This is a genomic window from Staphylococcus carnosus, from assembly GCF_900458435.1.
Lineage (GTDB): Bacteria > Bacillota > Bacilli > Staphylococcales > Staphylococcaceae > Staphylococcus > Staphylococcus carnosus.
Genome location: NZ_UHCT01000001.1, coordinates 1,781,857 through 1,801,202, shown reverse-complemented (window position 1 = coordinate 1,801,202; position 19,346 = coordinate 1,781,857). Strand labels below are relative to the sequence as shown.

22 protein-coding genes, 1 tRNA gene and 1 pseudogene are annotated in these 19,346 nt (G+C 33.4%); 19 read left to right on the top strand and 5 right to left on the bottom strand.

Going from position 1 to position 19,346, the window contains the following annotated elements; genetic code table 11:
- Nucleotides 1–4: 4 nt before the first annotated feature.
- The 11 genes and pseudogenes from DYE31_RS08635 to DYE31_RS08585 all read left to right on the top strand — a co-directional run bounded on the left by DYE31_RS08635 (nucleotide 5) and on the right by DYE31_RS08585 (nucleotide 11,942).
- Nucleotides 5–2,353 carry an endonuclease MutS2 gene (locus tag DYE31_RS08635; RefSeq protein ID WP_015900014.1) on the top strand — a complete coding sequence of 783 codons (2,349 nt, stop codon included), beginning with the start codon at nucleotides 5–7 and terminating at the stop codon, nucleotides 2,351–2,353.
- Nucleotides 2,354–2,486: 133 nt separating this feature from the next.
- Nucleotides 2,487–2,801, top strand: coding sequence for a thioredoxin (gene trxA / locus DYE31_RS08630; protein WP_015900015.1), 315 nt, complete (start codon nucleotides 2,487–2,489; stop codon nucleotides 2,799–2,801).
- A gap of 240 nt (nucleotides 2,802–3,041) precedes the next feature.
- Nucleotides 3,042–4,829 (top strand): excinuclease ABC subunit UvrC, encoded by a 1,788-nt coding sequence (gene uvrC, locus DYE31_RS08625; RefSeq protein ID WP_015900016.1) that lies wholly within the window; start codon nucleotides 3,042–3,044, stop codon nucleotides 4,827–4,829.
- Between the two features lie 479 nt (nucleotides 4,830–5,308).
- Entirely contained in the window at nucleotides 5,309–5,923 is a 615-nt protein-coding gene (locus DYE31_RS08620) for a succinate dehydrogenase cytochrome b558 subunit (protein WP_015900017.1), read from the top strand.
- 55 nt (nucleotides 5,924–5,978) lie between these two features.
- The gene (gene sdhA / locus DYE31_RS08615; RefSeq protein WP_015900018.1) at nucleotides 5,979–7,769 is read left to right on the top strand and encodes a succinate dehydrogenase flavoprotein subunit; all 1,791 of its coding nucleotides are present in this window, start codon (nucleotides 5,979–5,981) and stop codon (nucleotides 7,767–7,769) included.
- The gene (gene sdhB / locus DYE31_RS08610) at nucleotides 7,769–8,593 is read left to right on the top strand and encodes a succinate dehydrogenase iron-sulfur subunit (RefSeq protein WP_015900019.1); all 825 of its coding nucleotides are present in this window, start codon (nucleotides 7,769–7,771) and stop codon (nucleotides 8,591–8,593) included. Before sdhA ends, sdhB begins: the two co-directional genes overlap by 1 nt.
- Before the next feature lie 187 nt (nucleotides 8,594–8,780).
- Nucleotides 8,781–9,428 carry an NAD(P)H-binding protein gene (locus DYE31_RS08605; RefSeq protein ID WP_015900020.1) on the top strand — a complete coding sequence of 216 codons (648 nt, stop codon included), beginning with the start codon at nucleotides 8,781–8,783 and terminating at the stop codon, nucleotides 9,426–9,428.
- A gap of 15 nt (nucleotides 9,429–9,443) precedes the next feature.
- Nucleotides 9,444–9,833: a MarR family winged helix-turn-helix transcriptional regulator gene (locus tag DYE31_RS08600; RefSeq protein WP_015900021.1), complete on the top strand. Its 390-nt coding sequence runs from the start codon at nucleotides 9,444–9,446 to the stop codon at nucleotides 9,831–9,833.
- Nucleotides 9,834–10,035: 202 nt separating this feature from the next.
- Nucleotides 10,036–10,836, top strand: coding sequence for a glutamate racemase (gene racE / locus DYE31_RS08595; protein ID WP_015900022.1), 801 nt, complete (start codon nucleotides 10,036–10,038; stop codon nucleotides 10,834–10,836).
- Between the two features lie 15 nt (nucleotides 10,837–10,851).
- A complete protein-coding gene (locus DYE31_RS08590) occupies nucleotides 10,852–11,436 on the top strand; it encodes an XTP/dITP diphosphatase (RefSeq protein ID WP_015900023.1) in 585 nt (194 codons plus the stop codon).
- Nucleotides 11,433–11,942: pseudogene (locus tag DYE31_RS08585) on the top strand (YfcE family phosphodiesterase). Before DYE31_RS08590 ends, DYE31_RS08585 begins: the two are co-directional and overlap by 4 nt.
- A gap of 54 nt (nucleotides 11,943–11,996) precedes the next feature.
- On the opposite strand, the gene DYE31_RS08580 reads toward DYE31_RS08585, so the two are convergent.
- Both DYE31_RS08580 and DYE31_RS08575 read right to left on the bottom strand, forming a co-directional pair.
- A complete protein-coding gene (locus tag DYE31_RS08580) occupies nucleotides 11,997–12,176 on the bottom strand; it encodes a hypothetical protein (protein ID WP_015900026.1) in 180 nt (59 codons plus the stop codon).
- Nucleotides 12,177–12,334: 158 nt separating this feature from the next.
- Nucleotides 12,335–12,712, bottom strand: a complete 378-nt coding sequence (locus tag DYE31_RS08575) for a VOC family protein (protein WP_015900027.1) — start codon at nucleotides 12,710–12,712, stop codon at nucleotides 12,335–12,337.
- Nucleotides 12,713–12,822: 110 nt separating this feature from the next.
- Between DYE31_RS08575 and DYE31_RS08570 the strand changes: the two genes are divergently transcribed.
- Both DYE31_RS08570 and DYE31_RS08565 read left to right on the top strand, forming a co-directional pair.
- Entirely contained in the window at nucleotides 12,823–13,275 is a 453-nt protein-coding gene (locus DYE31_RS08570) for a VOC family protein (RefSeq protein ID WP_015900028.1), read from the top strand.
- 170 nt (nucleotides 13,276–13,445) lie between these two features.
- Complete coding sequence (locus DYE31_RS08565) at nucleotides 13,446–13,892, top strand: GNAT family N-acetyltransferase (RefSeq protein WP_015900029.1); 447 nt, start codon at nucleotides 13,446–13,448, stop codon at nucleotides 13,890–13,892.
- A gap of 96 nt (nucleotides 13,893–13,988) precedes the next feature.
- On the opposite strand, the gene DYE31_RS08560 is transcribed toward DYE31_RS08565, so the two are convergent.
- The gene (locus tag DYE31_RS08560; RefSeq protein WP_015900030.1) at nucleotides 13,989–14,372 is read right to left on the bottom strand and encodes a hypothetical protein; all 384 of its coding nucleotides are present in this window, start codon (nucleotides 14,370–14,372) and stop codon (nucleotides 13,989–13,991) included.
- A gap of 128 nt (nucleotides 14,373–14,500) precedes the next feature.
- The gene (locus DYE31_RS08555; protein ID WP_015900031.1) at nucleotides 14,501–15,028 is read right to left on the bottom strand and encodes a hypothetical protein; all 528 of its coding nucleotides are present in this window, start codon (nucleotides 15,026–15,028) and stop codon (nucleotides 14,501–14,503) included.
- 184 nt (nucleotides 15,029–15,212) lie between these two features.
- Between DYE31_RS08555 and DYE31_RS08550 the strand changes: the two genes are divergently transcribed.
- The 4 genes from DYE31_RS08550 to DYE31_RS12790 all read left to right on the top strand — a co-directional run bounded on the left by DYE31_RS08550 (nucleotide 15,213) and on the right by DYE31_RS12790 (nucleotide 18,352).
- Nucleotides 15,213–15,785 carry a hypothetical protein gene (locus DYE31_RS08550; RefSeq protein WP_015900032.1) on the top strand — a complete coding sequence of 191 codons (573 nt, stop codon included), beginning with the start codon at nucleotides 15,213–15,215 and terminating at the stop codon, nucleotides 15,783–15,785.
- Between the two features lie 587 nt (nucleotides 15,786–16,372).
- Nucleotides 16,373–16,873, top strand: a complete 501-nt coding sequence (locus tag DYE31_RS12905) for a hypothetical protein (protein ID WP_015900033.1) — start codon at nucleotides 16,373–16,375, stop codon at nucleotides 16,871–16,873.
- A 16-nt stretch (nucleotides 16,874–16,889) separates the two neighbouring features.
- Nucleotides 16,890–17,363: a hypothetical protein gene (locus tag DYE31_RS08540; protein WP_015900034.1), complete on the top strand. Its 474-nt coding sequence runs from the start codon at nucleotides 16,890–16,892 to the stop codon at nucleotides 17,361–17,363.
- 47 nt (nucleotides 17,364–17,410) lie between these two features.
- The gene (locus DYE31_RS12790; RefSeq protein WP_015900035.1) at nucleotides 17,411–18,352 is read left to right on the top strand and encodes an HIRAN domain-containing protein; all 942 of its coding nucleotides are present in this window, start codon (nucleotides 17,411–17,413) and stop codon (nucleotides 18,350–18,352) included.
- 240 nt (nucleotides 18,353–18,592) lie between these two features.
- Here DYE31_RS12790 and DYE31_RS08530 read toward each other — a convergent pair.
- Nucleotides 18,593–18,666, bottom strand: a tRNA-Arg gene (locus DYE31_RS08530).
- 336 nt (nucleotides 18,667–19,002) lie between these two features.
- Here DYE31_RS08530 and DYE31_RS08525 point away from each other — a divergent pair.
- Entirely contained in the window at nucleotides 19,003–19,137 is a 135-nt protein-coding gene (locus DYE31_RS08525; protein ID WP_015900036.1) for a beta-class phenol-soluble modulin, read from the top strand.
- 55 nt (nucleotides 19,138–19,192) lie between these two features.
- A complete protein-coding gene (locus tag DYE31_RS08520; protein WP_015900037.1) occupies nucleotides 19,193–19,330 on the top strand; it encodes a beta-class phenol-soluble modulin in 138 nt (45 codons plus the stop codon).
- Nucleotides 19,331–19,346 lie beyond the last annotated feature (16 nt).

Below are 19,346 nucleotides of genomic sequence, written 5' to 3'. Positions count from 1 at the left end.
TGACATGAGACAGAAAACATTAGATGTGCTTGATTTTGATAAAATCAAAGCACAAGTTGAAAATGAAGCAGTCAGCGATTTAGGCAGAGTTAAAGCTGCTGCGATGACTCCTGCATCTGATTATGAAACTGTCGTTTTTCAAATGAATGAGACAGATGAACTTTCCCAAATTTATAATAAGCATCGATTACCAAGCTTGAGCGGTTTAACAGAAGTTAAACCGTTAATTCATCGTGCTAAAATCGGCAGTATTTTGAATGTAAGAGAATTAAACCAAATTAAGCGTTTAATTCAAGTTCAAAATCAATATAAAACTTTTTATAGTCAATTACTAGAAGAAGAGGAAGCTATTAACTATCCTATTTTAGATGAGAGAATGGCACAGTTGCCGATTTTAACTGATTTATATCAAGAAATTCATCAAAAATGTGATGCTTATGATTTATTTGATGATGCAAGTCATGAATTGCAAAGTATCAGAAGCCGTATTCACAGTACATCACAACGTATTAAACAAAATTTAGACAGAATCGTTAAAAGCCAATCTAATCAGAAAAAATTATCAGATGCGATTATTACAGTAAGAAATGACCGACATGTAATCCCGGTTAAAGCAGAATATCGTCAAGATTTTAATGGTATTGTACATGACCAATCTTCTTCAGGCCAAACACTCTATATTGAACCTTCTGCTGTAGTAGAAATGAATAATAAAATTAGCCGTTTGCGTAATGATGAGAAGGTAGAAGTTGAGCGTATTTTAAGTGTGCTTTCTGGTGAAGTGGCAGCGGAAGCGGATGCATGTTTAATTGCAGAATCTGTAATGGGGCAAATTGACTTTTTAACAGCAAAAGCACGTTATGGACAATCCATTAAAGGTACAAAACCTGAATTCACCGAAGAACGCAATGTCTATTTACCTAAGGCGTTCCATCCATTATTAGATCGTGCCACTGTGGTAGCTAATACCATTGAATTTGCAGAAGATATTCAAACTGTCATTATCACAGGACCGAACACAGGTGGTAAAACAGTTACATTAAAAACATTGGGTCTTATTATAGTAATGGCACAATCTGGATTACTTATTCCTGCACTTGACGGCAGCAAGTTAAGTGTCTTTGATAATGTTTATTGTGATATAGGTGATGAACAATCTATTGAACAATCTTTATCAACTTTCTCATCACATATGAAAAATATTGTAGAAATTTTAAAACACGCAGACCATAATAGTTTAATTTTATTTGATGAGTTAGGTGCAGGCACTGATCCTAGTGAAGGTGCAGCCCTTGCGATGAGTATTTTAGACCATGTGCAAAAACTAGGTTCTTTAGTTATGGCTACAACGCATTATCCAGAATTAAAAGCCTATAGTTATAACCGCGAAGGTGTTATGAATGCGAGTGTCGAATTCGATGTTAATATACTCAGTCCAACCTACAAATTGTTGATGGGTGTTCCGGGTCGTTCTAATGCATTTGAAATTTCCAGCAAATTAGGGCTCAGCGGCAACATCATCCGTGAAGCAAAATCTTTAATCGGCCAAGATGAACAAGAAATTAATAATATGATTGCTTCCTTAGAGACAAATGCTAAAAAAGTAGAAGACCAACGTATTGAATTAGATCGACTATTAAGAGAAGCGAAACAAGTCCATGGTGATTTGAATAAAAAATATGAACAATATCAAAATTATGAGAAACAACTCATGGATGATGCTAAAGTCAAAGCCAATCAACGTGTGAAAGCTGCTACAAAAGAAGCAGACGATATTATTAAAGACTTGCGTCACATGCGCGATGAAAAAAATGCTGAAGTTAAAGAACATGAATTGATTGAAAAACGTAAGCATTTGGATGAACAATATGAAGGTACAGATATTAAGCAGAATGTTAAAAAGCAAAAATGGGATGAAATCCAAGCAGGCGATGAAGTTAAAGTCTTAACATATGGTCAAAAAGGTGAAGTACTAGAAATATTGGATGACGATGAAGCGGTCGTACAAATGGGCATTATAAAAATGAAATTGCCGATTGCTGATTTAGAAAAGAAAAAGAAAGCACAAGAAAAACCAGCAAAAACAGTTTCTCGAACAAATCGTTCTGCAGTGAAAATGGAATTAGATTTGAGAGGATATAGATACGAAGAAGCCATCACTGCACTCGATCAATATCTTGACCAAGCTATGCTCAGCAACTACGAAAACGTTTATATTATTCACGGAAAGGGAACAGGTGCATTACAGAAAGCTGTACAGCAGCATTTGAAAAAACATAAAAATGTTGCTTCTTTCCGAACAGGTATGCCAAGTGAAGGCGGATTTGGTGTAACAGTTGCTGAATTGAAATAACTTTTAAATAATAAGAATATAACGGAAAAAAACACAAGTATTATACTAATATTCATGAGCAAAGCCAGTGCATTTTCAAAATGTATCTGATATACTTTGTTCATCATTAAATTCCTAAGGAGGAACGATATTTATGGCATTAGTTAAAGTAACTGACTCAAACTTTGATGAAAAAGTTCAAGACGGTGTTAAATTAGTAGATTTCTGGGCAACTTGGTGCGGACCATGTAAAATGATCGCTCCAGTACTAGAAGAATTAGCGCAAGACTTTGAAGGTAAAGCAGACATCTTAAAATTAGATGTTGACGAAAACCCTAACACTGCTGCTAAATTCGAAGTTATGAGTATTCCAACTCTAATCGTATTCAAAGATGGCAAACCAGTAGATAAAGTTGTTGGTTTCCAACCAAAAGAAAACTTAGCAGAAGTTTTAAACAAACACCTATAAGTTGCATTGAATAATGTCTTGTTTCGGCGTTTAAAGTTGAAACTTTCAAGAATATCGTCGGATATAATAGGTTAGTCAAGAAGGCTGGATTCACTTTTGAGGTGGTCCAGTTTTTTTGTGCGTTGTAAATGCCGACTGCAAGCACGCAACTAGGTAACCCAGATATATAGATGCTATAATGACAGTCGAATCAATCATTAAATCTGCAGAACTATTAATCTGAAAGAAAGGAGGAAAATAATGGAGGCTTACAAAGAGAAAATTAAAGAAAAGTTGTCAGTGGTTCCTTTTGAACCAGGTTGCTATTTAATGAAAGATCGTAATAATCAAGTGATTTATGTAGGTAAAGCAAAACGCCTACGCAATCGTCTGCGTTCATACTTTACGGGTGCACATGATGCGAAGACGACACGTTTGGTTGGAGAAATACGCAACTTTGAGTTTATTGTTACAGATAGCGAAACTGAATCTTTGTTATTAGAATTGAATCTCATCAAGCAATATCAGCCACGTTATAATATTCTGCTTAAAGATGATAAAAGTTACCCGTTTATCAAAATTACAAAAGAAAAATATCCTAGATTATTAGTAACACGAACTGTCAAAAAAGGATCTGGCAAATATTTTGGACCATATCCAAATGCGTATGCAGCTGTTGAAACAAAAAAACTGTTAGATCGGATTTATCCATTTCGTAAATGTGATAAGATGCCGAATAAATTATGTTTGTATTATCATATTGGTCAATGTTTAGGTCCATGTGTTTACGATGTAGACCAAAAAGAATATGATGATATGACTCAAGAAGTAAGCGACTTTTTGAATGGTGAGGACAAGACTATTATTAAAAATTTAGAATCACGTATGCAAGCAGCAAGTGAAAATTTAGAATTTGAACAAGCAAAAGAATATCGTGATTTAATACAAAATATCCATAATTTAACTAAAAAGCAGAACATTATGTCTGCAGATAATACAGCGCGTGATGTATTTGGTTATTATATTTCAAAAGGATGGATGTGTATCCAAGTTTTCTTTGTTCGTAATGGGAATATGATTCAACGTGATACGACTATGATTCCATTACAGCAAACACCTGAAGAAGAATTTTATACATTCATTGGACAGTTTTATCGATTAAATCAGCATTTATTACCTAAAGAAGTCCATGTACCTAAAAATTTAGATAAAAAAATGATTGAATCTGTTGTAGATACGAAGATTTTACAACCTGTTCGCGGTCAAAAGAAAGATTTAGTGAATATGGCTAATCATAATGCTGAAGTATCACTTCAAAATAAATTTGAATTGATTGCGCGAGATGAATCAAGAACTGTAAAAGCCATTGAAGAATTAGGTGAACAAATGGGCATTCAAACACCGATTCGAATTGAAGCATTTGATAACTCAAATATTCAAGGTGTCGATGCTGTATCGGCCATGGTTACTTTTGTAGATGGTAAACCGGATAAAAAAGGCTATCGTAAATATAAAATTAAAACAGTCGAAGGACCAGATGATTATAAATCGATGCAAGAAGTCATACGCAGACGATATACGCGTGTGTTGAATGATGGTCTCCCGTTACCGGACTTGATTATCGTCGATGGTGGTAAAGGTCAAATGTCGGTGGCAATCGATGTATTAGAAAATGAATTAGGGTTAGATATTCCTGTAGCCGGTTTAAGAAAAAATGATAAACACAGAACATCTGAGCTGTTATATGGACCAGCTGCAGAAGTAGTGCCTTTGAAAAAGAACAGCCAAGCTTTCTATTTATTGCAACGAATTCAAGATGAAGTCCATCGCTTCGCAATTACATTTCACCGTAAAACAAGACAAAAACATAGCTTTACTTCAGCATTAGATGAAATTGAAGGAATTGGTCCGAAACGTAAAACAACATTATTACGCACATTTGGTTCAATTAAGAAAATGAGAGAAGCAACACTAGAAGATCTTAAAGAGGCAGGCTTACCTGAAAAAGTTGCAGAAAGTTTACAAAAAGAATTGAATAAAGAAGATTAATATGCGTGAAACTGCAAGTGCGGGATGCACATCGGAGCAGTTCACGCGTTTTTTGTTAAAAAAAGTGTAATATTATTTGAATTAAATGCAAATTAGAAAAAAGTGCAATGAGAATAATTCTCATGCCCAAAAACCCACAAAAAATGTTACAATATCGTTAACGAGGTTTTATATTTTTTTAGGACTGTTTGTAAACGCTTTCTAAATGAAAACAGTTCTCAATTACCTTTATATCAAAGTTTTGCAGGTTAAGAAATTGTGATTGAGCAGAGTTCAGAAAGACAGCTTAGAGTGGGGTCAAATACATAAAAACGTATGATGTTCTGAGCTTGTGGGTTGCTTACGCACAGCACAACTTTTATTTAGTTGCTTTAAAAATTTTGATTAGGGTAAATTGTGGGACAATTTAGAGCTTTTCCAGATCATTTCCTTTAAATAAAACCAATAAATACTATTTGTTTCACAGGGGGGACTTCCTTTTGGGTTATACTAAGAATCAATTCTACTTGCGACGTATTCACTCGTTACTAGGGGTTATTCCGATCGGAGCATTTTTACTTGTGCATTTGACGGTTAACCATCAGGCAACAAAAGGAGCTAGCGCATTCAATAAAGCATCTCAGAATATGGAATCACTACCATTCTTGCTAGCACTTGAGATTTTACTTATTTACTTACCAATTTTATACCATGCATTATACGGTGTTCATATTGCTTTCACTGCGAAAGAGAATGTTGGACATTATTCATGGTTCAGAAACTGGATGTTCTTGTTACAACGTATCACAGGTGTTTTAGCATTTATCTTTATCGCTATCCACTTCTATCAAACTAAAATTGAAATGTGGATGGGTCATAAAACACTTGGCTTCAGCATGATGCATGATTTATTAAGCAATCCTTTGTGGTTGGTTTTCTATATAATCTTGACTGTTGCAGTTATTTTCCACTTCGCTAATGGTTTATGGTCATTTGGCGTAACTTGGGGATTCTTACAATCACCAAAATCACAACGCGTTTTCACATGGGTTTCATTAGTTGTATTCATCGTAGTAGCATATATCGGCGTGAGTGCAATCTTAGCATTTGTTTAACAGAACATAGAATCAGCGTAAATAAAGGTTATATTTTCAGGGAGTGACATTTAATATGGCAGAGAAAAAAGTTATTGTTGTCGGCGGCGGATTAGCCGGAATGATGACAACAATTAAAATAGCAGAACAAGGTGTACATGTTGATTTATTCTCAGTTGTACCCGTAAAACGTTCGCACTCTGTGTGCGCACAAGGGGGTATTAACGGAGCTGTTAATACGAAAGGTGAAGGTGACTCACCTTGGATTCACTTCGATGATACGGTATACGGTGGCGACTTCTTAGCTAACCAACCACCAGTAAAAGCAATGGCGGATGCAGCACCAAAAATCATTCACTTGCTAGACCGTATGGGTGTAATGTTCAACAGAACACCTGAAGGCTTATTAGACTTCCGTCGTTTCGGTGGTACAATGCACCACAGAACAGCTTATGCTGGTGCGACAACAGGTCAACAATTAGTTTATGCACTAGATGAACAAGTTCGTAAATTTGAGGTAGATGGACTTGTAACTAAATATGAAGGATGGGAATTCTTAGGTATTGTTAAAGACCATGATGGTGCTGCACGCGGTATCGTGGCTCAAAACTTAACAGATGCTAAAATTGATTCATTCCGTTCTGATGCAGTTGTTATGGCGACAGGTGGTCCTGGTATCATCTTCGGTAAAACAACAAACTCAATGATTAATACAGGTTCAGCAGCATCTATCGTTTACCAACAAGGTGCGGTATATGCAAATGGTGAATTTATCCAAATCCACCCAACTGCAATTCCTGGTGATGATAAATTACGTTTAATGAGTGAATCAGCACGTGGTGAAGGTGGCCGTATTTGGACTTATAAAGACGGTAAACCTTGGTATTTCTTAGAAGAAAAATATCCTGACTACGGTAACTTAGTTCCACGTGATATCGCAACACGTGAAATCTTCGATGTTTGTGTGAACCAAAAATTAGGTATCAATGGTGAAAACATGGTTTACCTTGACCTTTCACATAAAGATCCGCATGAATTAGATGTTAAATTGGGCGGTATCATCGAAATTTATGAAAAATTCACAGGTGACGACCCACGTAAAGTACCAATGAAAATCTTCCCAGCCGTTCACTATTCAATGGGCGGATTGTATGTAGACTATGATCAAAATACAACAATCAAAGGATTATTTGCAGCTGGTGAATGTGACTTCTCACAACACGGTGGTAACCGTTTAGGTGCGAACTCATTATTATCTGCAATTTACGGCGGTACTGTTGCTGGTCCTAACGCTGTAAAATATATCGATACAGTTGAAAAATCATACACTGAGTTAGATGACAGCTTGTATCAAGACAGAGTTGACGAAGAACAAAAACGTTTTGATGAATTATTAAACATGAAAGGTACTGAAAATGCCTTCAAACTTCACCGTGAACTTGGTGAAATCATGACTAAAAACGTAACTGTAGTACGTGAAAATAAAGCATTGCTTGAAACTGACGAAAAAATTCTTGAATTGATGAGACGTTATAAAGACATCGACATGGAAGATACACAAACTTGGAGTAACCAAGCAGTATTCTTCACTCGCCAATTATGGAATATGTTAGTACTTGCACGTGTTATTACTATCGGTGCATATAACCGTAACGAATCACGCGGTGCCCACTACAAACCAGAATTCCCTAATCGTAATGATGAAGAATGGTTAAAAACTACAATGGCACATTACAATGGTAAATATGAAGCACCAACATTCACATATGAAGATGTTGATATCAGCTTAATTCCACCACGTAAACGTGACTACTCAAGTAAATCTCATACTGCAGAAAATAAGGAAGAAGAAGGGAGCGAATCATAATGGCAGAAGAAGTAAAAGACCAAGCTGTTGAGCAACATCATCAACAACAGCAAGCTTCTAATAAACAAAAAACTGTAACTTTGATCATTAAACGACAAGATACTAGTGACTCTCAGCCATATGAAGAAAAATTCGAGATTCCTTACCGTGAAAACTTGAATGTTATTGCGTGCTTGATGGAAATCAGACGTAATCCAATTAATACTAAAGGTGAAAAAGTTGCGCCTGTAACTTGGGACATGAACTGTTTAGAAGAAGTTTGTGGTGCTTGTTCAATGGTTATCAATGGTCATGCACGTCAAGCATGTTCAGCAATCGTTGACCAATTAGAACAACCGATTCGCTTAGAACCAATGAGCACGTTCCCAATTATCCGTGACTTGCAAGTTGACCGTTCACGTATGTTCGACAACTTGAAACGTATGAAAGCTTGGATTCCAATCGATGGTACATACGATTTAGGTCCTGGACCACGTATGCCTGAGAAAAAACGTCAAACTGCTTATGAATTATCTAAATGTATGACATGCGGTGTATGTTTAGAAGTTTGTCCTAACGTAACTAAAAACAATGGTTTCGTTGGTGCGCAAGCAATTTCACAAGTACGTTTATTCAACTTACACCCAACCGGTTCAATGACAAAAGACGAACGTCTAGATGCATTAATGGGTGCAGGTGGTTTACAAGAATGCGGTAACTCTCAAAACTGTGTAAACGCTTGTCCAAAAGGTATTCCTTTGACAACTTCAATCGCAGCTTTAAACAGAGAAACTTCATTCTACATGTTTAAATCATTCTTTGGTTCAGATCACCAAGTGAACTAATTATAAATATTTTGAGGAGACGGAGCATAGTTTGTTCCGTTTTCTTTATTTAAGAGACGATTTTCAACCTTCAATCTTATTGAAAATCGTCTTTTTGCATATAAAGCACTTAATTTTTGACATAAGGTTGGAAGTGTTATATTATTTGCTTGTGCAAACAAATAAATAGAAAAAGAGGAGTTTTCTTATGTATAACAAAATTTTAGTTTTAGGTGCTGCAGGTCAAATCGGACGAATTTTAACAAAAGACTTATTAGAACAAACAGATTCAGATTTAGTTTTATTCGGTCGCAATATTACAGATCGCTTGAGTATCCAAAATGACCGTGTTGAACTTGTGAATGGTGATTTCAGTGATGAGAAAACATTAGAGAAAGCGATTCAAGATGTGGATTTAGTTTTTGTAAATGCGATGAACAGAGCTCAAGATATTCAAGTGATTGCGAAAGTGCTTGAAAGCAAACCTGGAATTAAAATGCTAGGGGCATCTATGGCTGGATTGCATGATGATGTTCCAAAAGCTTTAGAAGAATTTGCGCAACAAAATCTTCCAAGCTCTTATATTGAGGGTGAAAAAGAATCAGCTCAAATAATTGAAGACTCAAATATTGATTACACTTTATTACACCTTACTTGGTTATATGATGATCCTTCAAATACTAGCTATGAATTAGTGCCAACACCTGAAATACTTAAAGATGCTCAAGTAACACGTGAAGCTGTAGGGCAAGCTGTTATTGACATTATTACAGATGAAGACCAAAATAAATATAAACGTAAAGGATTTGGTGTAGGAGAACCTAACACACATTACGATAAACCTTCATTTTATTAATAAGAAAGGATCAACATGAATATAGAACAATTATTAAATATGCAAAAGTTCCAAAGACAGTTGAATTTGGAATTAAGCGAAGTTTTAAAACAAAGCAACTATGAAATAACATTGAATGAATTTTATGTCCTCTACTTTTTGAAAAAAAGCGAAGGACATAGCTTAAGCATCAGTGAGTTGAGTCAAAAGAATGGCTTAAGTATCAGTGCGACATCTAGAATGCTTGTGAAATTTGAACAAACTTGCGGTGTAATTAAACGTCATCCTGGCGAAGATAAAAGATCGGTAATTATCACATTGACACCTAAAGGCGAAGAATATTTAAACGAAAGCTTAAAATCAGTAGAAGCAGTTCTCCAAAATTATTCTTTTAATTTTGGAATTTTAAACAAACAATTAAACTAATAACGACGATTTTGATTATTAACAACTTAATTTATTGACTCATTTTCAAAGTGCGGGATAGCTAGACCAATTATGGTAGTTATCTCGCGCTTTATGTTTTTAAATGTCTGCTGAACAGAAATTGAAATTCTGATTAATTCAACTAATTTCATGAGTGTGATAAAATATAATTTAAGAATGTTTTGCGCAAGGATGAGAAAAAATGAATAAACCTATTGGAGTGATTGACTCAGGAGTCGGCGGCCTCACTGTAGCCAAAGAAATTATACGTCAGCTGCCGAATGAAACAATTTATTATCTAGGTGACAGTGCACGATGTCCTTATGGTCCGAGAGAAGGCGATGAGGTGCGGAAATTCACTGTACAACTGGCTCAAAAATTAATGGAATTTGATATTAAGATGTTAGTCATTGCGTGTAATACTGCGACTGCCGTAGCACTGGATACTTTAAAAGAATTGTTGCCGATACCTGTTATCGGCGTTATTGAACCGGGTTCACGTACGGCAATTATGACAACTAAAAATAATAATGTGATGGTGTTAGGAACTGAGGGGACTATCAAATCAGAAGCTTATACCAAACATATTAAAGCTATTAATCCTCATGTGGATGTGACAGGTGTTGCATGTCCAGACTTTGTTCCATTAGTAGAACAAATGCGATATCATGATCCGGTTCCAACTAATATTGTGATACATCAAACACTTAAAAATTATCGCACGAATAAAGCAGATACAGTTATTTTAGGATGCACACACTATCCATTATTGTTTGAACCGCTACATGATTATTTTGGAGGTTCAAAAACAGTGATTTCTTCTGGTTTAGAAACAGCACGTGAAGTCAGTGCTTTGTTAACATTCAGTAATGAACATGCGCCGTATACCCCAAATACTAAACATCGTTTCTTTGCGACAGGAGACACAGAACATATTGAATATATTATTTCACAATGGCTGAAAATTGATGATGTTGAAGTAACACAAGTAAAAGTTGATTAAATAGAGGTGGATAAGATGGAAGATTTAGTGATAGCAACAGGAAACAAAGGAAAGATAAATGATTTTAAAGTTATTTTTCCTGAATACAATGTCATTGGCATCGGTGAGTTAATTGAAGGTTTTGATGTTGAAGAAACAGGTTCAACTTTTGAAGAGAACGCTAAATTGAAATCAGAAGCAGCTGCAAAGGCATTAGGCAAACGTATCATTGCGGATGATAGCGGACTTGCTGTGGATGCTTTAAATGGGGAGCCTGGAATTTACTCTGCACGTTATGCAGGTACTGATAAAGATGATGAAGCTAATATCGTGAAGTTACTGAATAATTTAGGTGAGAATGAAAATCGTGATGCGCAATTCGTATGTGTCATCAGTATGAGTGCACCGAATGAAGATACATTGACTTTCAGAGGAACGGTTGATGGTGAAATCACGCATGAAAAAGAAGGGGATAATGGTTTTGGTTATGACCCTATTTTCTATGTTCCTGAAAAAAATAAAACAATGGCACAACTTTCTGCAGAAGAAAAAGGAGAGATTAGTCACAGACGCCGTGCAATTGATAAACTTCGAAATTATTTAAAGGGTGATCAGATTTGAACAGATGGTTAATTTTAAGTGACAATCATACTGAACCGGGTATTTTATTTGAAATATTTAATCATTACGATGAGGTGGATGTTGCGATTCATCTTGGTGACTCAGAATTTCAATTTGATGATACGGAGCTCAGTTTATATCGACGCGTGAAAGGGAATTGTGATTTTTACCCAGAATTTCCTGCAGAAGAAATTGTAGAAGCAGATGGTGTACGTGCCTTTTATACACACGGACACATGTACAGTGTGAATACGACACGTATGCAGCTTGCTGAAAAAGCTAAATCATTAGAATGTCAACTTGCTTTTTAAGGGCATACACATATTGCACGCTATGAGGAAATTGCGAGTGTGCATGTCATCAATCCAGGAAGTATTTCTCAATCCAGAAGTCGCACTGAAGAAACTTATGCGGAGTTATTAATAGATGACAATGAAAAAGATATAACTTTAAATTTCCGTAATCGACAACATGCTATTATAGACACTGTTGAATTTAAAATATAAGAATAAAGCCAGAGTATATCAACACCTATGTAAAAGTGATATACTCTGGCTTTTTTATTGTTGTGCTTTGTGATTGGAAATATCTATGAGTGACAGAAGAAATATAATTGCTGGCGGTATGATGAAAATAAATCCCAAAAAGCCAACGATTAAAAACATATGCACCCCGCTAATAATCCCTGCGATAGATAAAACATTCACTGCTGTAGGATTTTCTGAAAATATAGGTTTCATGTATTCTACTGCTCCTTAAATAATGAGTTAACATTTCATCACTATGAGCAATTTAACATACATCAAACATACATTGAGTGATAATTCTTAAGTGATTGATTGGCTTTCTTAACTGTCTTAAAACTGTGTAATTTATTGATATAAGAAAGTTTTGGAAACTATTTATTTTCTTTGACTGCAAAGTAATTATCTTCGCTGTCAGCAAAATTGAAAACTCTGCCTTGCGGAGATTCAACAAGTTCGCCTACAAAGATACCTTTGCTTTGAAAGTCTTCATAAAGTTTATCGATATCATCTGTTCCAAACATTAGAGAAGGTGTATCTGTACTGATACCAAGAGACATCGCTTCTACTTTTGCTTTGTCATGAAGGACAATTTCAGTTTGTGATGATTTTGTTGGTTTAAGTACAATCGTACGTATGGCTTGGTTGGAAACATCGGAAACTTCTACAAAATTTAATTTTTCAATCCAGAAATTTTTTGCTGCTTCTTGGTCATAAACATATAACATAACTTGATCTAATTGATTTATCATTATTTCACCTCTAATAAGTTTCATTGATTCATACCTTTATTATTATTGTTTGAAACATAGTATAATAAGGTATGTAAAAGTGCAGTATTCTAAAAAAAGGAGCCCAAACTATGACTCAATTATATCCATATTTAGCATTTGATAATACTAAAGAAGCTTTAAAATATTATGAAGAGGTATTTGGTGCAACAGATATCAATCGTTTACCAGTACAACGTGAACAAGCTGAAAGTTTTGGCGTTGATCCAGATAAAGCAGAAGATAGTACGATGCATTCTGAATTTAAGATTGCTGGTGTGACTTTATTTGCTTCAGATGCGTTTGATAAGAATAAAGATAATAAAATCACGGAAGGTATCTCATTATTGATTGATTATGATATTAATGATGAAGAAGATGCGAAACGTGTTGAAGCTTTATATGAAAAAGTAAAAGATGATTCGTCGATTAATGTTGATATGCCGTTGGCAGACCAATTCTGGGGCGGAAAAATGGGTTCGTTCTCAGATAAATACAATGTACGTTGGATGTTGCATGGCCAAGACCATAGTAAGCAGCAATAATCTTATTTTGTTGAAGGAACTGTATGTTTGCAAGTTGATTTCATACGGTTCCTTTGACTTATTAGTCAGTTAATCACATTAGGTTTGAAGTTATTATTTAGCAATACATATAATGTATATTAACCAATATAAGAAGTATTAAAGATACATAGAAAAATGAGGTGTGTTATATGGATAATATTGAAGTCATCGTTAAAAAGACACAAGATTTGTCACCAGAAGAACTCGTTCAAATTATGATTGAACGTGTCAAAGTTTTTGTTGTTGAACAAAACTGTCCTTATCAAGAAATAGATGAAGAAGATTTTAATGCTGAACACGTGATTTTAAAGAAAGATGACCAAATTGCTGCTTATGCCAGATTAATAAAAACTGATGAAGATTTTAGAATCGGGCGTGTCATTGTGGTTAAAGCGTATCGCAAAAATAAATTAGGTTATCAATTAATGAATACGGCAATTGAAGAATTGAGAAAGATCGATGCAAAGCGACCTATTAAGATTTCGGCACAAGAACATTTGCTTAAATTCTATGGTTCATTTGGATTCGAACGGACTTCTGAGACATATTTAGAAGATGGTATTCCTCATGTCGATATGGTGTTAGAAGCGGATTAATATGTATTAAAGACTCCCTTTAAGCATTACTGGAAATTGTAATCGCAGTGAATAAAGGGAGCCTCTTTGAATTAATTTGTTTAAAAAGATTTTCATTTATTGTTCTTGAGCATCAATATATTCTCTGTAGCTTTCACGTTCCATAGATAAGTTCTCCATCACTTTCGCAAATTCTACTGTTTCAGGTTTGTCTTCAAATTTTAATTTTAATTCTTCATTAGAATTACCATATTTAAATTCTACGGAATGGTCGAACATATTATTTTTAAATTTTACTTCATGCAAATTTGCAATAACATAATCATAAACGTCATTATCTAAGACTACATAAAGATTAACACGTCCTACGAAAACAGCACCTTCTCCATGACCCTTACCATTTATTTTAGGATGGACATCAGCTTCAAATTCAAATAATACTTCGATTAAGTCAGGTTTTTCCTTTGTTAAAACATCTACATATTTTTGTTTTGCATTCATTATAAAACCTCCATGTTATAAAGAAATACGAAATACAGTGATGCTAGAGTATAGTTTATAATTACCCTAAATTAAATAGAGTTAATAAGAGTTATAGATAAATGGCTTTGAGATTAGGCATAAATGGTTTATTCTTCATTTATTTTAACAATGCTTACAAAATCGAATTGTGCATCGCTAGGAATTTTCATAATCTCTAAATTTAAAGGATGAATTTGATTTTCAGATTTTAAGTTATAGACGTAGGGTGGCAATTCTTTCTCGAACTCAACTGGATACTTTTCAAGAGAATCTACGAGCAGTCGGAAATAATCTTGAGGTTCATAATCATTAATGCGTTCAGTCAGTAATTTTAAATAAGATTTACCGAATAATGATTGATGTTTTCTAATTGTTTCAAAAGCATTTTCATTTTTTAAACTGATTAAGTTTAAATCGTCATCATCAAAACTTGTGACATCTTTTAAAACTACATTTAGTGATCTGAGTTCAGGAATGAAGTCTCCTTCATATATAAAGTTATTGTATTCGAAGATTAATTTGTATCTATTAGAATAGTTCGATGTGTTATTACCAATGTACTTTAAAAGATAATCTAATTGCTGCATGTATTTAATATCCATTTTGAAAACCCCTTTGTTTGTTTTAATATCCATTTTGAAAACCCCTTTGTTTGTTTTAATATTTATACCCAAAAAACTTAAAATTTTACTGATAATAGGACTTATTTTCGTTTTTCTCAACTTTTTTATTATAAATCCAATTTGTAGTTTTAATTTATCTTTCGATACATTAAAATGATTTATAAATGATATTTACAATGAAAAGGGGACATGTTTAGTGAAAAAGGTTTTATTTTTATTAATGACTAGTTTTTTAGTTTTAGGGGCATGTGGACAAAAAGAAGATAATAAATCTGATGACAAAAAATCCGAAACAACAAAAAAAGAAACTAAAAAAGTTGACAAAGAAAAATCAGATAAAAAGAAAGATAAGCCAAAAGAAAAAAATAATGATAATGAAAATGCAGATAATAATCAACAATCAGATACAGCTATGCAAAATGTTCAACAGGAAAATGATTTACAAAACAATAATCAGCAAAATACACAACAAAATGTTTCAGATCAAAATGGTGTACAGCAACAAAATAATCAATCAAATACAAGTGAACAAACTGAACAACAGCCTGTTCCTCAAACTCAACAAAATGAATCATTAACAAAAGACGAAATGTCTCAAAAATTAAAAAGCGGACAGAATGTAAACGGAATGGTTGATAATGAAGGGGATACTTGGTATCAAGCACCAGGCGGCGGAGATGTAGTTGGATACACGAAACCAGATGGTACAACTTGTACAGTAGGTGGATGTACTTCGGCTGATGGAAAATCAGTTCCAGATGAACATTAATCATTTGGTTTTTAAGATCCTTATAGTATGAGGGTCTTTTTTTATCAATAAAGTTTAGAAAATGATTGATTAAAAATATAGTTGAAGTTGTGACTGTTTGAATGATAAATATAGGAAACTGACTGAGAACCAAAATGCTATGAAAACGATTCGTTTGAAGAAGAAAAAGATAATATAGACAATTAACTTTATTTAAATTATATTTCAACCTAATAATTTAAATCTAATAGTTTTAAAGAAATATATATTTCGATAAGTTGTAATCAGTTATAGAGGCAAACGGAATAGATAAAGAATATTATATTCGAGGTGCTTACTGAAGGTAAAGCATCAATGAATAAGGTTAGTAAAGGATGCGAAAGGTAAAAGGGTAAGGCAAGTTTTTTTAATAAGTTGGGCTTTTTTTAATATATACATATATAAACGCCTATATTTTTTGAGAATGCATTTATTTTATGTGTTAATTAATGTTTTAATAGATTAGAATTGTGTTTAAGAGGATTGAGTTATATGTACCATATTGAAAAGAAATAACATATGGTTGAGTTTAAACAATTGCAAATCTATTATACGAAAGGGATATTGGAATGGAACAATTAGGTTTTAGAGAAACCATGACAGAGGGGAATATTTTAGCTGTGTTAGATAAACGGCAAAAAAGACAATGGAAAGAATTATCGATAGAGGACAAACGGAAGTTAATCATTTTATACAAAGAAATATTTAAAAAAGACAAGGAAAAATTTTTCAATAAATTAAATGAAACTTTCCGTAGAAAAGGAATTTCTGAAGAAAAAACACCAGAACAAAAACAATATGATAAACTGATCGGTTTCTTTCAAACACAAGGTATAAATAATCCTAGCAATACAACAATAGAAGCGTTCAGACATCAACAAATATTTGCAAATTTTGATAACTTTTATCATGCAGTCGGCCAATTCACATTGAATATGGAAAAACAAGCACAATACAATTACTACATGAGCCAACAAAAGCAGAATTTTATTAATATCGCACAACAAGATAAATTGATTAAACAGAATGAAGAAATCATCCGGCTGCTTAAAATAATTGCAGATAAGTAAAATTAAAGGGATATAAATGAACAAGGTATTATTTATATTGCTAGCAAGTTTTTTAGTATTAACTGCATGCGGACAACAGAAAGAAAGCAAATTTGATGATAAAAAATCGAAAAGCAAAAAGAAAGAAACCAAACCTACTGAAGCTAAGAAAAAGGATGAAAAGCAAAATAAAACTATTTCTGAAAAACAAGAAGATACAACACAGAAAGTTGATCAACAACCTCAACATGAACAAGTAGATATACCGCAAATTGGTGCACCTCAACAATATACAGAAGCACCCATACAACAAGAATCTCAACATAATAAACCTTCTATGTCAGAAGATTTGGATTATAATTATCCTCATGAAAATAAAATTGATAATCCTTCAGGATATATAAATGAAGTAGATGTACAATCCATGGCAGATAAAGCAAGTGAATATGATGCCGAAGTCGCAAAACATAATGCAAATATAGAAGCGCACAACGAATGGATTAAGGGATAATTTGAATCTGCTGGATTAGATAAATAAAAAAACAAGGGGAAATTATTATGAAAAAAATTATATACGGTATCATTATGGGTTTTTCAATTTTTATGATTATAGGCGGAATTATTACTATCAGCGAAGAAGGTGCAGAAACAATAGATATTATACTGTTACTGGCATTCTTAATATTGATGATATTTAGCATTTATAAGTTAGTGAAAATCAAAAAGATGAACGAAAAGAATAATCCCAAAGAAAACTATTTAAAAAATATACTTGAAGAAGAATATCGAAAGAAGCAGGATGAAAGAAAATACGAAGAAAATCAAAAACCTGTAAAAGAAAAGCAAAATAAAAAAATAAATTATACAAAAAATGAAAAAGTAAATATTGAAAATAATTCTGAATACAATGAATCTGCCAAGGAAGATAGTGTTGATCATTCAATTAATGAGGAACGCATAAAGCCGCTCTGTTTTCCAGTAGAACAAGAAACTCCAAATAAAATAACTAATAGTTTCGCGAGTGAAAATGATGAAGATAATCTTTTTTACGAATCATTTCCTGTGGTAGGATTGAATTATGAGAACAGACGAGTAAAACTAAAGAAAATGATAAATGCTATGAAAAAAAATGAAGAATTTTATCCTTTGTATGATGATTTAAGAGGGATTGAACTAAGAGAAGAATTGGAGTTCGGAGATAAAATATACGAAATACAAGATTACGAAAGTATTCACGGAGTTTATTTAGAAAAAGAACCTGATAATAGATATGATACAAATGCTATAAAAGTTATGGTTTCAAACGAATATGGTGAATTCCATATTGGATATATTCCTAAAGAGGATGCAGCTATATTTAATAATTATATTGATAATATAGTTACTTGTAATGCGTACATTTACGGCGGGAAATATAAGGAATTTGATGATTTTGAAGATAAAATTAAGACAAAAGAAAAACCTTACGGTTTAAATTTGACGGTGTCTTACTACAAATAAAATTAACTGAGCGGTCACTCTGCTTTTGTTATTTTCAGAAAAATTATAGGTAACCACTATTTTTAGACAAAGTAGTGGTTTTTTTATTTAACAATATTAATTATCAGTTTTATAAACTGTGTCTCTGTTTCAGATATCTTTAGCGTTCGTAATATAAGAGTTTATTAAATTTATTTTCCCTAAATTCCCCTTATAAAAATAAAAAAGCCCATAACCACAAGGGTTACAGACTCAAATAAACGTCCTGGGAGGGATTCGAACCCCCGACCGATGGCTTAGAAGGCCATTGCTCTATCCAGCTGAGCTACCAGGACACTTTTTTAACACAAGAATAATTATATCTAATTAAATTATAGAAATCAATACCATTCATCATAATTTTCAATATGATTTTTCACTTTAATAGCCGAATTGCACAAAATAAACTTCTAATATCATATAGATCAAAATTTAAGACACCTAGGCATGCCTAAGTGTAAAAACTTGAATTAAATTGTACAGAATTGAATGAAACATAATGAGTTGAGGACTATCATCCAAATTCACCTTAAATCATTGTATAGTGTAATTAACAAAGGTCAACGAATTACATAAACAACGTTAACATCACATGCAGAACCTTTAAATAAAAATAATAGGGGTGAATTTTTATGGAAGGCTTATTTAACGCAATCAAAGGGACAGTTGAAGCTGCAATTAATCAAGATGGTGGACAATTAGCTGTAAACATCGTAGATATCGTACAAAACGGTATCCAAATCGTTTCTAAATTTATCGGTGCGTAATTCATACTAATTAATCCAAAATATAAATAAAATTATAGAAAAGAGGAAATAGATTATGCTTACAAAATTAGCTCAAGCAATCGTAGATACAGTAAATGCTGCTCAAGCACAAGATCCTGCAAAATTAGGTACTAGCATTGTAGACATCGTACAAAACGGTGTTGGCATTGTAGGTAAATTATTCGGTTTCTAATTCAAAAAATCACTCC

Excerpts from the sequence above, each read along its gene's own strand:
- trxA (WP_015900015.1), top strand. The coding sequence starts at position 2,487 with ATGGCATTAGTTAAAGTAACTGACTCAAACTTTGATGAAAAAGTTCAA.
- DYE31_RS08605 (WP_015900020.1), top strand. The coding sequence starts at position 8,781 with ATGTATAACAAAATTTTAGTTTTAGGTGCTGCAGGTCAAATCGGACGA.
- DYE31_RS08590 (WP_015900023.1), top strand. The coding sequence starts at position 10,852 with ATGGAAGATTTAGTGATAGCAACAGGAAACAAAGGAAAGATAAATGAT.
- DYE31_RS08540 (WP_015900034.1), top strand. The coding sequence starts at position 16,890 with ATGAACAAGGTATTATTTATATTGCTAGCAAGTTTTTTAGTATTAACT.
- DYE31_RS08570 (WP_015900028.1), top strand. The coding sequence starts at position 12,823 with ATGACTCAATTATATCCATATTTAGCATTTGATAATACTAAAGAAGCT.
- DYE31_RS08560 (WP_015900030.1), bottom strand. The coding sequence starts at position 14,372 with ATGAATGCAAAACAAAAATATGTAGATGTTTTAACAAAGGAAAAACCT.
- DYE31_RS12905 (WP_015900033.1), top strand. The coding sequence starts at position 16,373 with ATGGAACAATTAGGTTTTAGAGAAACCATGACAGAGGGGAATATTTTA.
- DYE31_RS08520 (WP_015900037.1), top strand. The coding sequence starts at position 19,193 with ATGCTTACAAAATTAGCTCAAGCAATCGTAGATACAGTAAATGCTGCT.
- uvrC (WP_015900016.1), top strand. The coding sequence starts at position 3,042 with ATGGAGGCTTACAAAGAGAAAATTAAAGAAAAGTTGTCAGTGGTTCCT.
- DYE31_RS08580 (WP_015900026.1), bottom strand. The coding sequence starts at position 12,176 with ATGAAACCTATATTTTCAGAAAATCCTACAGCAGTGAATGTTTTATCT.
- DYE31_RS08635 (WP_015900014.1), top strand. The coding sequence starts at position 5 with ATGAGACAGAAAACATTAGATGTGCTTGATTTTGATAAAATCAAAGCA.
- DYE31_RS08565 (WP_015900029.1), top strand. The coding sequence starts at position 13,446 with ATGGATAATATTGAAGTCATCGTTAAAAAGACACAAGATTTGTCACCA.
- DYE31_RS08525 (WP_015900036.1), top strand. The coding sequence starts at position 19,003 with ATGGAAGGCTTATTTAACGCAATCAAAGGGACAGTTGAAGCTGCAATT.
- DYE31_RS08600 (WP_015900021.1), top strand. The coding sequence starts at position 9,444 with ATGAATATAGAACAATTATTAAATATGCAAAAGTTCCAAAGACAGTTG.
- sdhA (WP_015900018.1), top strand. The coding sequence starts at position 5,979 with ATGGCAGAGAAAAAAGTTATTGTTGTCGGCGGCGGATTAGCCGGAATG.
- sdhB (WP_015900019.1), top strand. The coding sequence starts at position 7,769 with ATGGCAGAAGAAGTAAAAGACCAAGCTGTTGAGCAACATCATCAACAA.
- DYE31_RS12790 (WP_015900035.1), top strand. The coding sequence starts at position 17,411 with ATGAAAAAAATTATATACGGTATCATTATGGGTTTTTCAATTTTTATG.
- DYE31_RS08555 (WP_015900031.1), bottom strand. The coding sequence starts at position 15,028 with ATGGATATTAAAACAAACAAAGGGGTTTTCAAAATGGATATTAAATAC.
- racE (WP_015900022.1), top strand. The coding sequence starts at position 10,036 with ATGAATAAACCTATTGGAGTGATTGACTCAGGAGTCGGCGGCCTCACT.
- DYE31_RS08575 (WP_015900027.1), bottom strand. The coding sequence starts at position 12,712 with ATGATAAATCAATTAGATCAAGTTATGTTATATGTTTATGACCAAGAA.